11 protein-coding genes, 1 pseudogene and 1 riboswitch are annotated in these 12,389 nt (G+C 67.8%); of the genes and pseudogenes, 6 read left to right on the top strand and 6 right to left on the bottom strand.

The genetic code is table 11. From position 1 onward, the window contains the following. The first annotated feature begins 36 nt into the window (after positions 1-36). A complete protein-coding gene (locus F787_RS0112475) occupies positions 37-603 on the top strand; it encodes a DUF99 family protein (RefSeq protein ID WP_026331467.1) in 567 nt (188 codons plus the stop codon). Positions 604-633: 30 nt separating this feature from the next. Here the strand turns inward: F787_RS0112475 and F787_RS0112470 are convergent, their stop codons facing one another. Together F787_RS0112470 and F787_RS0112465 are read right to left on the bottom strand one after the other, a co-directional pair. After that, entirely contained in the window at positions 634-867 is a 234-nt protein-coding gene (locus F787_RS0112470; protein WP_018871019.1) for a hypothetical protein, read from the bottom strand. A 100-nt stretch (positions 868-967) separates the two neighbouring features. After that, on the bottom strand, positions 968-2,206 hold the full coding sequence (locus F787_RS0112465) for an MFS transporter (RefSeq protein WP_028492389.1): 1,239 nt from the start codon (positions 2,204-2,206) through the stop codon (positions 968-970). A gap of 105 nt (positions 2,207-2,311) precedes the next feature. Between F787_RS0112465 and F787_RS0112460 the strand changes: the two genes are divergently transcribed. Further along, the gene (locus F787_RS0112460; RefSeq protein WP_024329692.1) at positions 2,312-2,683 is read left to right on the top strand and encodes a rhodanese-like domain-containing protein; all 372 of its coding nucleotides are present in this window, start codon (positions 2,312-2,314) and stop codon (positions 2,681-2,683) included. A 95-nt stretch (positions 2,684-2,778) separates the two neighbouring features. On the opposite strand, the gene F787_RS0112455 is transcribed toward F787_RS0112460, so the two are convergent. Next, the gene (locus F787_RS0112455) at positions 2,779-3,024 is read right to left on the bottom strand and encodes a hypothetical protein (RefSeq protein ID WP_369774279.1); all 246 of its coding nucleotides are present in this window, start codon (positions 3,022-3,024) and stop codon (positions 2,779-2,781) included. Between the two features lie 180 nt (positions 3,025-3,204). Continuing rightward, positions 3,205-3,459, bottom strand: a riboswitch (cobalamin riboswitch). Positions 3,460-3,955: 496 nt separating this feature from the next. On the opposite strand from F787_RS0112455, the gene F787_RS0112450 reads away from it, so the two are divergent. Both F787_RS0112450 and F787_RS0112445 read left to right on the top strand, forming a co-directional pair. Beyond that, positions 3,956-4,447: a hypothetical protein gene (locus F787_RS0112450; protein ID WP_051081259.1), complete on the top strand. Its 492-nt coding sequence runs from the start codon at positions 3,956-3,958 to the stop codon at positions 4,445-4,447. A 135-nt stretch (positions 4,448-4,582) separates the two neighbouring features. Beyond that, on the top strand, positions 4,583-5,086 hold the full coding sequence (locus F787_RS0112445; RefSeq protein WP_028492387.1) for a heme-binding protein: 504 nt from the start codon (positions 4,583-4,585) through the stop codon (positions 5,084-5,086). 42 nt (positions 5,087-5,128) lie between these two features. Here F787_RS0112445 and F787_RS0112440 read toward each other — a convergent pair whose 3' ends face one another. Beyond that, entirely contained in the window at positions 5,129-5,467 is a 339-nt protein-coding gene (locus tag F787_RS0112440; protein WP_019570978.1) for a DUF3634 family protein, read from the bottom strand. Continuing rightward, complete coding sequence (locus F787_RS0112435) at positions 5,467-5,886, bottom strand: universal stress protein (RefSeq protein WP_019570979.1); 420 nt, start codon at positions 5,884-5,886, stop codon at positions 5,467-5,469. Before F787_RS0112435 ends, F787_RS0112440 begins: the two co-directional genes overlap by 1 nt. Before the next feature lie 129 nt (positions 5,887-6,015). Here F787_RS0112435 and F787_RS0112430 point away from each other — a divergent pair, with 129 nt between their 5' ends. Next, entirely contained in the window at positions 6,016-8,181 is a 2,166-nt protein-coding gene (locus tag F787_RS0112430) for a hypothetical protein (RefSeq protein ID WP_028492386.1), read from the top strand. 433 nt (positions 8,182-8,614) lie between these two features. On the opposite strand, the pseudogene F787_RS15715 reads toward F787_RS0112430, so the two are convergent. Continuing rightward, positions 8,615-9,643 (bottom strand): annotated as a pseudogene (locus F787_RS15715) (esterase/lipase family protein); the annotation flags it as partial. Positions 9,644-9,778: 135 nt separating this feature from the next. Here F787_RS15715 and F787_RS0112420 point away from each other — a divergent pair. After that, positions 9,779-11,893, top strand: coding sequence for a diguanylate cyclase (locus F787_RS0112420; RefSeq protein ID WP_231373442.1), 2,115 nt, complete (start codon positions 9,779-9,781; stop codon positions 11,891-11,893). The last annotated feature ends 496 nt before the right edge of the window (positions 11,894-12,389 follow it).

Genomic DNA, 12,389 nt, shown 5'->3' with positions numbered 1-12,389 from the left:
GGAGCTGTACGACGGCGCGGGCAAACGGGGATACGCATGCCGGGACATCTATCGCACGTGGCGGGTTTTGATGATGCGCCGTTCGCGCGGACGTATCGTGGCGACGTGCTGGTGGTGGGCGCGGTGTTCGCCGGCACGCGGCTGGACGGCGTAGTGTCGAGCCGGGTGCGGCGCGACGGCGCCAATGCAACCAAACGTCTGGCCGCATGCGTGCTGGACAGCCCGTTCGCCCCGCAGCTGCACGCGATCCTGCTGCAGGGGATCGCCTTTGCCGGCTTCAACGTGGTGGACCTGCAGGCCCTGCACGAACGGACCGGCCTGCCCGTGATGGTCGTGGCACGCCGGCAACCCGACATGGAGGCCGTTCGACGGGCGTTGCTCGACCATGTCCCCGGAGGGGCCCGCAAGTGGCGGCTGATCGAGGCCGCCGGCGCGATGGAACCGCTGGCGGGGGTCCATGTCCAGCGCTGCGGGATCGAACCCGAAGCGGCGCGGCAGCTGCTGGAGGACCAGCGCGTCCACAGCCACCTGCCGGAGGCGCTGCGCGTCGCGCACATGATCGCCGGCGGGGTGACCGACGGGGCGAGCCGCCACCGTCCGTGAGCCTCTTGAGCCTTAAAGGCTTGCCGCCGACTACAGGCCGATCAGCTGGGCGTGCACGCCGCTGGCGGTGACCGTGTCGAGCAGGCGATGGCTGTTGATCCGCTCCGGGTCGTATTCGACCACGACCAGGTGCGGCTTCTCCTCGTGGCTGGATGCCGCCATCACGCCGCTCATCCCGCGCAGCTCGTCCTGGATGCGTTCGCGGGCCTCGGCGTCGATGGTCTCGTCGATGTGAATGGTTACATCGGCCATGTTGTTGCTCATGATGGCCTCCCGGGTTCGCCCCTCTGGCAAGTTCTTCCTTCGAAGATAGACGTTCGCACCGGATGCTGGGGTTCGGTCGCGCGGCCGGGGCCTTCGGGGGTCAGGCATCCGCCTCCGCGCGGTGGCGGCGGTACAGGCGCAGGGCCGCGAGCCCGACCAGCAGCGAGGCGGCTCCGCCGATGATGAATACGTGCGCGGGACTGACCCCGGCCGGGCCGGTGAGCCCCCAGAACAGCACCGGTGCCAGCAGCATCGCCCCGAACGACAGGAAGTTGCTCGCGGCGATGAAACGCCCGCGCCGTTCCTCCGGGCTGTGGCCCTGCAGGTAGGCGGTGATCGGCACGATGAAGAAGCCGGAGGCAACGCCGAGCAGGGCCATCAGCACCAGGGTGGCCGGGTAGCTGTCGGTCGTGAAAAACAGCAACGCGCTGATCAGGGCGGCCGCGATCATGCCGGCCGGGGCGTGGTGCATGGCGATGCTGCCGCGCGACAGATAGCCGGCGAGGATGCTGCCGGTGCCGATGCCCAGGGCCAGGGTGGTCAGGATGATGCCGGTGGCCAGCTCGCCCAGGCCCAGGTGCAGCTCGGCGAACAGCGGGACGTTCAGCTGATACAGCGTGCCCAGCGCCCAGAACCACGCGATACCGAGGACCACCAGGAACAGCACCCGCTGCGGCCGGATCTCGGCGATCGACTGCACCACGGTGGCGAACGGGTTCAGCCGGAACGGCGCCGGGTTGTTGATCGCGCGGGTGGGGGTGACGAAGAAGCTGGTGATCAGGCCGGTGAGCGACAGCGCCACGATCACCACCGCCGGGATCCACAGCGCCTCGCCGGCGAACTCCATCACGAAGCCGGCCAGCGCGGTGCCGAGGATGATCGCCAGGAAGGTCCACAGCTGGATGTGCCCGTTCGCGCGGGACAGCTGCGCGTAGCGCACGATCTCCGGGAGGATGCCGAACTTCACCGGGCTGAAGAAGGTGCTCTGCAGGCCCATCAGGAACACCGTTACCAGCAGACCGGGGAAGTAATCGATGATCAGCATGAGCGCGGCGGTCAGCAGCACCACGGCCTCGGCCGAGCGGGTGGCGACGATCACCGCCTTCTTGCTGTAGCGGTCGGCGATGTAGCCGGCCCACGGCGAGAACAGCACGAACGGCAGCAGGAACACGAACCCGACCAGGCTGTAGTAGAACGTGCCTTCGCCCTCGGCAACGAACTCGCGCAGGGCGATGAAGATGACGACCAGGCGGAAGAAGTTGTCGTTGAGGGCGTTGATGAAGACCGTCGCCATGTGGGCGACGAAGCCCGGCCTGCGGACGTCGGAAGTGTCGGTCATGTTGGCACCACCGGAGGTATCGCGCACGAGTACCGCTCAGGTTGCGGTCTCCGGCGGCCTGCCGGCAAGCTCGAATTACCTCTCCACCATACCCGAGGAATCGTCATGAGCCGTTTCGAAGAACGCATCACCCGTCTGGAACAGACCCTGCCGCACGTGGAGCCGGCGGAGCTGGCGCGCTGGCGGGAGGCCGGCGAACCGCTGCTGCTGGTGGACGTGCGCCAGCCGGAAGAGGCGCAGGGAGCGTCCATTGAGGGGGCCGTGAATATCCCCCGGCCCAAGCTGGAGGCCAGCATCGAGTCCCATCTGGAGGATCCGGCGCAGCCCGTGGTGGTGTTCTGTGGCGGGCGCGGGCGCTCCCATCTGGTGGCCGAGAGCCTGCGCGCGATGGACATCGACGCCCGCGTGCTGCGCGGCGGATCGGCAGCCTGGCAGGAATACTGCGCGGAGTCCGGTTCCAGTCCGCACCCGGGGTAGTCCTCCGTATGAGCAATGTGGTGACAGAAACGACATGAAAACCGTGGGAAGGACTGCCCATAAAGGCAGCCCTCCCGGTCCCCGGACCAGATGTTCTAGAAGTCGTACCGGACCCCGGCGTGGAGGAAGCGGCCGGGATCCGCCGCCAGCGAACTTTCATTGTCGGCATCGAACAGGTTGTCGATCCCGCCGCGCAGGCTGACGTCCTCCCAGGCCGCCGGCGCGTACTCCACGTTCAGACTGGTCAGGGTGAACGAGCGATCCCATTCGTCCCCGGCCACGCGTACCTCATCCACGTAGCGGCTGCGCAGCTGCAGGCGCAATCTTCCGTGGGCGTCCACAGCGCGCTCGCCACCATGGTGAGTTCCGGCGTGTCGGTCAGGGTCTCGCCGCTGTCCCGATCGATCGCATCCATCCAGGTGCCCCCCCCCCCCCCAAGCGCAGCTCCACCTGAGACTTGAAGTCCGCCCAGGCGCAGGTCGCCGGCGATGCCGATTCGCCCGGTGATACCGCTCCCCACGGTTCTCCGTTGTCCTCCGGGCCGGTCTCCGGGCTTGCGGGCTGGAGCCGTTGGCTCCGGGGCAGACCACCTTCCCGCGAAGTACGCCCTGAACGGACGCGTTCTTCGCAGTGGTTCGCGAGGGTCTGCCGTGACCCGCCTACCGTTGCGGGGGCAGCGCCGGACTTGTGCGCAGGTCGAGGCCGGGCACGCACCGGACTTCCCGTTTCACTCGTCGTCGGGATGGCGACGAAGCACCCGGGGGAGACGGAATATTAGTGATGGCTAATGTGTGGTGTCAAACCAACAGTGTCCGGGTGACCCACGGTCGTGGCGGCCAGTGCCTGGCATGTGGTTTGCTTCGGGATCCGATCGGACGGATTTAAAAAAGGGCCGCCGGGTCGGTGCGGGGGGCACCGAGAGCCGACGGCAAAATCCAGAAGAGATGGAGGAGAGAAGGGGCCAGGGGCCCCTGCATGGCGAACCGACGCTGAGCTGCCGTCGACTCGACAATGGGAATTATACACGGCCGCAAATTGGAATCAATCCATATTCGAAAATTTTTTGGAGATAATTTTCCCCTTTTGACAGTGACTTGCGAGCGTTCGGGTGTCACAGGTGGCATTTTCATTTATTAGTGACTGCCAATATTCGCAGTTTGAGTGGTCAGCTGATCGGCGGCATCGGCATGTGGCCGCGTCATGGCGGGAAATACGAGTTGGCAGGGAGATTGCTTCTTCCGGGCAGGATCATCAGCAAGAGGCCGACAGACCATGACGATGCACCTGAGAATGATCGATTGCGGCGGTCACCTGGACGCCGAAGCCCGCAAGCAGCACGAGCGTGAGCAGGTGGTCTTTCAGCGCCTGCTGGAGTCCCACGACGCAATCCGGAGGGAGCTGGAGTTCATCGAGGGTGGTACCCGGACGGTGACGACGGCAACGGATCCGGAACTCGCCGCGCTGCTGCGGGTGCACGTGCCGGAACTGCATCGGCGGCTGCGCGAGAGCGCACACTTGCGTGACCGTGATCCGCTGTATCGCACCCTTTTCGAGCAGCGCGGGCGCATCGAAGTGCACGTGGAAGAGCGCCCGGACGGCGTGGTGGTGGACGAGGTCAGCGAGGACCCGGATCTGGCGCACAAGCTGCGCGAGCACGCCACGCAGGTGAACACCTTCGTCCTGGCGGCGCGCGAGCTCGCTCGCCAGTACCCGCCGGTGATGGCCGATGATGCGGCGCCCGAGCGGGTTGGCCGGGTGGCCTGAAGGCGGTCGACCGCGCCGGTTGCGGAAACCGTTGAGCCGGACCGGAACGTGGCGGGCGTCCCGAAACGGAGCTTGCCAAATCCCCGAACGGCACCTACAAGAATGGGTGGAGTCCACACAACCCTGGAGGTTGATATGTCCCCATCCATTCGTTCAGCACTGTTGGCCGGCGGCCTGATGACTCTGGCCGCCGCGCCCGTTCATGCCGATTCGGCCACGTTCAACACCCCCAGCCTGACACCCGAAATCGCGACCAAGGCCGTCGAGGCCGCGGTGGATGCCTGTCGTGATCGCAACGCACAGGTAACCGCAGCGGTGGTCGACCGCTTCGGGACCACTCAGGCTCTCAAGCGGGATCGGTTCGCCGGTCCGCACACCGTCGGCACTGCACAGAGCAAGGCCTGGACGGCGGTCAGCTTCCGTACCGATACGCTGGAGCTGCGCGATGATGCCTTCCCGGGCGAGGTCAGCTACGGCATCCAGCACCTGCCCAACGTCACCATCCTCGGCGGCGGCGCTCAGGTCACCTCCGACGGGCGCATCGTCGCGGGCATCGGGGTGTCGGGCAGTCCCAGCGGCGAGGTCGACCACCAGTGCGCCATGGATGCGATCGACGCCATCCAGGACGATCTGCTCTGACGGTGCATTATCCGGCCCTGCCCGTACCGGGGAGGGCCGGTTTCAGCGGCGCTTCTTGCGCCCGCGCCGGCGGCGGCCGACCTTGACCCGCTCCGCCGCGGCCTGCAGATGCGCACGGGCCTCTTCCGGCACACGGCGCGAACAGCGCACGCGAACGCCGTCGCGGCCACGCACCGCGGTGATCCTGCCGCCCTGCAGCCCGTGGCGGCTGACTACCTCGCGCACCGCGTGCAGGAAATTGCGCGGCGGATCCCCGCGGGTGGTGTGCACGCTGCCGTCTTCTTCGATCACCACGCTGAACAGGATGCTCACCTGCCATACCAGCAGAACGGCGGCGATGATCAGAAAGCCGATCATCAGCACAAAGGCGATGAACATCATCAGCGCAGCACGAAGACCGAAACCGGGAGGCGCCGGGCGAGCTCACCCGCATTCGAACTGATCAGATGCAACCGGTCGGCCACGCCCGGGATGTGCGAGGCCATCACCACCAGGTTGGCATCCAGTTCCTTCTGCGCCTGAGCCAGCTTGTCATCCAGCTCCACCGCCACGTCGTTGCTGTGCATCAGCTTCGAATCGGTGCGAATGCCGTATTTCTCGCCCTGTTCGCGGGCGAAGTCCGCCAGATGCCTTGCCATTTCCTCCGGGGTCCGGGCGGCTCGGTTGGCCAGGCTCCCCGAAACCGTCACGTAGTACACCGTGGCGTCGTACTCCCGTGCCATCCTGGCCGCGATTTCGAGGCTGTTCTGCAGCTTGTCGGTGTGTTCGAGATCCACCGGGATCATGATTCGTTCAAACATGGTTGTTTCCTTAACGGTTCGGTCGGCCCGCCCGACCTTTCAGCCGTATAGCAGATTCCGGCGGGGCGGGGCAGTCGGCTGACGGCCACGGTGATATGGTTTCACAGTTTTCGTCCCGGAGGATATGCGTTGGCAGCGGAAACAGGGGGCGGGGAAGACCCGTACAAGGTCCGGCTGACCCCGGCGTTCTCCGTACTGGTGGGGGGGCACCGCGGGGGGCGCCTGGAGCGCAACTGGCTGTCGCACGGAGATGCCGAAGTCCGGCGGGCCAGTCTGCAGGCCACCCTGGAGCGGGTGCTGCGGCGGCTGTACGGCGCGGCCGCGGAACGTTTCGCCAGTACCGATGCGGTGTATGCGGACGTGTCGCCGGTGATGCGGCTGATCACCGGGCGTGCCACCGGAACCAACGAGCTGGCGCGATCCGCGGCCGCGCGTCTGGATGTGGACCTGCATCTGATGTCCACCAGCCCCGAGACGGCCGGTGAGCCGGGAGCACATGCCCGCCGTGGCGTGGTGCTGGGGGCCGAGCCCGTCCATGGTGCGGAGGGCCCGCCCGAGTCGGTGCACCGCCTGCGGGATGACCTGGCGCTGACGTTTTCGGACATGCTGGTGGCCGTGTGGGACGGGCAGGAACCCCACGAGGTCACCAGCGGCGCGGGGCAGATGATCCGCGACGCGGTGATGCGCCGACAGGGCGTCCTGCTGCTGTATCTGGACCCGGAGCAGGACACCCCGCAGCTGATGATGCTGACGGCGGCGCGGGTGACCGACGCGGCGCTGACCCGCCTGGACGTGATGGAAGTGACCCCGGCGGCGCTGCTGTCGCTGTTCGACCCGGTGGAGCTCGACTCCCGCCGGATCGACGAGTGGCTGGAACGCATCCTGTGTCCGTTCACCCCGGCCCTCGACGAGACCACCACCGAGAATCGCCTGATCCGGCGGATCGATGACCAGGTGGGGGTGGGGCACTACGTCGTCTGGTGGGGTCTGTGGCTGCTGGGCCTGGCGGGTCTGACCCGACGGCGCCGACGCCCGCCGGGGTTATGGAACTGGGTGACCGGCAGCTGGATGTGGCTGCACGCGATGCTGGAGCCCCCGGCGCGCAGTCAGCCCTCGCGTGTGGTGGAACTGCTGCAGACCGATGCCCGCGACGAAGTGCGCCGCCACTGGCTGGTGAACCGTCTGCATGCGGCATCCTCCGCGCTGGCCATGCTCGACCTCCGCGGGGCACTGCGTGCCCTGCGCCCGCGGCCGTCCCGCGGCAACCGCTACAACGCGGTGCGTCCGAGCCCCGAGCGCGAGGCCGAGCACCCGATCCGCGAACCGGCGTTCGAACACTTCTTCAACTGGTCCGACGAGCAGGCGGGTATCTTTGCCACGCGCCACCAGGACGACACCTGGATGATCTACTACGCGGCGGCGATGGCGGTGTTCGCCGCGGTGGCCGGGGCCCTGCAGGTGTGGCCGGCGACGCCCGGCGAGGTGCCTTATTTCTGGATCGCGGTGGAGTTCGTGCTGCTGCATTTCATCGTGCGGCGCGTGCTGAAGGCCCGCTACCGCGATCACCACGGACACTGGATCCGCTTTCGTTTCCTCGCCGAGCAGCTGCGTTATCTGCGTCTGGGGTATCCGTTACTGGTGCTCCCGAAGACGTTTTCCGCACCGTACTGGCGGCCGGAGAACCGCCGCCCGGAAGGCCGCCCCATGGAACTGCATTCGGAGCTGGAGAGCGCCGAACTGTGGGTGCTGCAGCGCCTGCTGGTGGCCGAGGGCATGCCGCAGGACCGCCGTGGCCGCGTGCCCTACCGGATGAGCGAGCACAACGAGGCGGCACTGGATTACATCCACGACGTGCTGGACGAGCACCGCGAGTATTACCGCCGCTCCGCCCACAACCTGGAGATGAACCACAAGTACCTGCACCGGCTTGCGTTCACGCTGTTCTTCGCGACCTTCCTGGTGGTCACGCTGCACTTCTTTTTCCACTTTCCGTGGAGCCTGTTCTTTACCGCGTTCTTCCCCGCCTGGGGTGCGGCGATCCACGGCATCCTCGCGCAGAACGAGGTCGTGCGCATGTCGGCGATGTCCGGCCAGGTCTGGCGCCAGCTCCGCACCCTCGAGGAGGCCTTCGCCCTGCACAAGCAGGTGCAGGAGGACTACGCCGTGGAGCAGACCCGCTGGATGCGCACCGAGGAACTGCGCGAGCTGGTAGGCGCGGCGACGCACATCCTGTCCGACGCCAACCGCTACTGGCGTTCCCTCCTGCGCCACAACCAGGCGGACCTGCCGGGCTAGATGCGATCTCTCAATAGGTGGCGTCGAGGATGGTGTAGCCCTCGGCGCGCCAGCGCAGCATGGCGATCGGGGCCTGTTCCACCGGCCGTATGAAGTCCGGCAGGTCCTCCGGGGCCAGGTCCAGGCGGCGCAGGCTCGCGGCATCGGCCTTCAGCCGTACGCCGTCCTGCGCGGCCAGCCGCGCCAGGCGGTCGCGCACGTGGCCGGCCGCGGTGGCGTCTTCCAGCGGGAGGTGGTCGTCGCGCGTGACCAGCAGGGCGGTGGCTGCATCGCGAAAGCTCAGGATCATGTCCGCGCGCACGTCCTGCGCACGCACGGACTCCAGGGTCTTCTCGATAATGCTGATGCGCGCGATCAGGTGCTCCGGGCGCTCGTTGGTGATGTCCCAGACCATGCGGGCCTCGTCCAGGCCCGCCAGCGCGCGGGCATCATCCGGTTCTCCGCGCCACTGCTCCAGGATCTCCAGCACGGGCTCGATCGCCGGCGGGGTGTCCGTCAGCGGCGTGGGTACCAGCAGGCCGCGGTGCGAGCCTTCCAGGACCAGCGGTTCCGGGTGCCCCTCCAGGGCCAGGGAGTCGACCGGGACGACGCCGTCGCCCAGGCCTTCGCCGGTCTGGTCCAGCCAGTCGGCGATGCGGCGGGGCAGCTCGGGGGCGTCCAGTTGTTCCCCCATCTGCTGCAGGCCGCGTTCCATTTCGGGCGTGGGTTCGGCCAGCACGCCGCCGATGATGCGTACCGGAATGTCGTCGGGCCACGGGCGGGCGTTGAGCTCGGTCAGGAACCGGCTGTCCGGGCGCAGGTCGATCTTGGCCGCGCCGGTGCCGTCGCGCAGAGCGGCGAACAACGAAAACCGGTCCTCGCGGATATCGGCGAACCATTCGCGCAGCTCCAGCCACATGCGCAGCCGCGCCCATTCCGAGCCGTGATTGGGCGTGGCGATCAGGATCACGCCGTCCACCGGCGGGCCCCCGATGCGCGGCTCGCCGTCGTCCGGGTGCCGCCAGCGGGTAATGAAATCGCGGATCACCAGACCACCCATGGAATGGCCGATCAGGGTCACCGGACGATCGGCGTCCAGGTCTTCCCAGTGTTCGGCCAGCAGGTCGGTGCTGCGGTCGATCGCCTGGTCGTTGGGGTAGCGGAACTCCCAGGGGTTGAAGGCTGCCCCGTCCAGCGCCACCGCCAGTTCGTCCCAGATGTTGCCGGGCTCGTCCAGTCCGTGCAGCAGGATGGCATCCGGAGCCGCGGAGTCCGGGTAGCGTTGCGAGCGCGGGACCCAACCGAGCAGTTCGTCGGGCAGTTCCATGGCCTCGGGGAACCACTGCTCCAGGCGGTCGTGAACCTCCACGCGCAGTTCCCGCTCCTGCTCGGGCTGAAATTCGCCCCAGAGCGCCCAGACCCCCAGAGCGAACAGGGGCAGGGCGATCAGCACCAGCAGGGTCAGGCGCAGACGACGCTTCATGGATGTCTCCCGCAAACCGGAGGCCCGGTTCTTTTCATGGTAGTGGTCACCTCATAACGTGCGGGCGTTTTCCGTGTCTATACTGGGATCCGCGTGCCGCCATGCACGCCGAACGCCAGCCGGGAATGGAATACCGTGAACGATACAGAAGGACAGCCCGTACTCCCCGCGACCTTCGCCGGGTCTTCGTCCGTGCCGGTGGGCGAGATCGCCCAGCGCGATCTGGTGCGCTGTGCCCCGGATGAGAGCGTCGCCGAGGCGGCGCGGCGCATGCACCGGGCGCGCTGCAGCTCGGTGGTGGTCGTGGGCGAGGATGACCGCCCGCAGGGCATCTGGACCGAGCGCGACGCCCTGCGCCTGGATCCCGCGCGGATGGAAGAACGCGACCGCCCCATGGCCTCGGTGATGACCTCGCCGGTGCGCAGCATCCCCGGCTCGGTGTCGGCGACCGAGGCCCACGGCATCATGACCGAGGCGGGCATTCGCCACCTGCTGGTGATCGATGACGACGGCCGGCCCTTCGGCATCATCTCGCAGACCGATCTGGCGCTCAGCCACGGGGCCGAGGCCTACCTGCGTTTGCGCGAAGTGGGCACGGCACTGGGGGGCCGTCCGCTGCGGCTGGAGGCCGAACAGCCGTTGTCCGATGCGACCCGCGCGATGTCGCGGGCCGGGGTGGCGGCGGCGGTGGTGTCCTGGGTCGACGGCGGGCCGCCGGGCATCCTGACCGAGCGCGACGTGGTCCGTCAGCTGACGCGCGCGGCGGAGGATCCGTCGGTGGCGGAGGTCGCCAGTCGGCCGCTGCTGACGGTGGATACCGAGGAAAGCCTGTTCCGTGCGCGCCAGATGATGCTGGAGCACGGCATCCGCCGCCTGGGGATCACCGATCCGGAGTCCGGCGAGGTGCTCGGACTGGTGGGATTCGCCGAGCTGCTGGCGTCCACCCAGTCGCGGCTGCTGGAGGAGCTGGGCGAGGCCCTGCGTCAGGCCCGCGATGAGCTGCGCCTGGCGCGGCGTCAGGAACGCCGCTTCGAGGAAGTGCGCAAACGCGCGCCGGTGGGGCTGCTGATCCTCGACTCGACGGGCGTCATCCAGGATGCCAACCCCATGGTCGGCCGCCTGCTGGGACGCGATCCGCTGGCCCTGATCGGCTGCCCGCTGGCCGACTATCTTCCCGGGCAGCCGGCGCTGTACCGCGCCCTGGATGAACTGCAGGCCGGCAACGACGAGGAGCTGCGCCTGGAGCTGCGGCTGGAACATCCGACGCGGAAAGATCGCGAACAGTGGGTGGAGGTCGCGGCGTCGGTCTTCCGCGAGGCGGGGGATACGCCGCACATGGTCAGCATGGTCCTGGCCGACATCAGCGACCGCGCCGAGCGCCGCGCGCTGGAGGCCGAGCAGCGGCTGCTGGCCACCGCCTTCCACACCACCCATGCGCTGCTGATCTGCGACCCGGACGGGCGCATCGAGCGGGTCAACCCGGCCTTCACCGAGACCACCGGTTATGCCCCGGAGGAGGTCATCGGGGCGACTCCGGCGATCCTCTCGTCCGGGCGGCACGACGCCGAGTTCTACCGCGAGATGTGGACCCGCCTGCAGGCCGAGGGCCGCTGGCAGGGCGAGGTATGGAACCGGCGGCGCAACGGCGAGGTGTATCCGCAGTGGGAGTCCATCACCGCGGTGTACAACGACGCGGGCGAGCTGGAGCACTACGTGGCGGTGTTCCATGAGATTACCGAACAGAAACGCCTGGAGGCGGAGCTGGAGCGCTTCGCCACCCACGATCGCCTGACCGAGATCTACAATCGGGCCAAGCTGCACGCGCTGCTGGAGCAGGCTCATGCCGAGCGGGAGCGCTACGAAACGGCATTCTCCCTGATCATGTTCGATGTCGACCATTTCAAATCGGTCAACGATACCTGGGGGCATCTGGCCGGGGACAGCGTGCTGCGCGAGCTGGCCGACCGGGTGCGCACGGTGCTGCGTTCCACCGATCACTTCGCGCGCTGGGGCGGGGAAGAGTTCCTGGTGCTGGCGACGCATACCGACGCCGAGGGTGCCTGGACCCTGGCCGAACGCATCCGTCGGGTGGTCGAGGACAAGCCGTTCGAAACCGTGGGCGGGGTAACGGTCAGTCTCGGGGTGGCTGGTGCGGAGCGGGGAGAGAGCCTGCGGCGGCTCGAGGAGCGCGCCGACCAGGCGCTTTATCGCGCCAAGCGTGGCGGGCGCAATCGGGGGTGTACGGCCTGAGGCCCGGCCTCCCACCGGCCGGATGTAACCGTGGGAGGCCAGCCTCTGGCCGAATCGGCGCGAAAATCGGCCGGAGGGCCGGCCTCCTGCCGTTCCCCCGCCCCGTAGGAGGCCAGCCCCCTGGCCGATCGGGGCCGACGACCCACCGGGGCAAATCGGCCGGAGGGCCGGCCTTGTATGTTTACCCCCGGCAGGCCTAGAAAGGGTCTGTCGGGGTGGAGGGACGAGGCCGGCATCTGGCCTGCGGCACAGACAGTAGGAGACTTCGTCCCACCCCTCACCTGAAGCGCCGATAAGGAATCGATCGGCTCGGGACCGACGATCGATGGCAAGCCAGCGTTCGGTGAGGCCCCGACAGACGGTTTTACGCTAGCTCGGGAGGTGAACGATGGCAACATCGGTAACGGCTCAGCGGATCGGGGTCGATGTGGGCAAAACCGAACTGTGGCTCAGCATGAACGGCGAAGCCGCGCAACGCTGCGACAACACACCGGCA

Origin of the sequence: Thioalkalivibrio sp. ALE19 (assembly GCF_000428605.1) — a bacterium.
In the GTDB taxonomy this organism is placed as follows: domain Bacteria; phylum Pseudomonadota; class Gammaproteobacteria; order Ectothiorhodospirales; family Ectothiorhodospiraceae; genus Thioalkalivibrio.
Note: the sequence above shows the minus strand (reverse complement) of the source record. Positions and strands in the feature narration are given on the sequence as shown.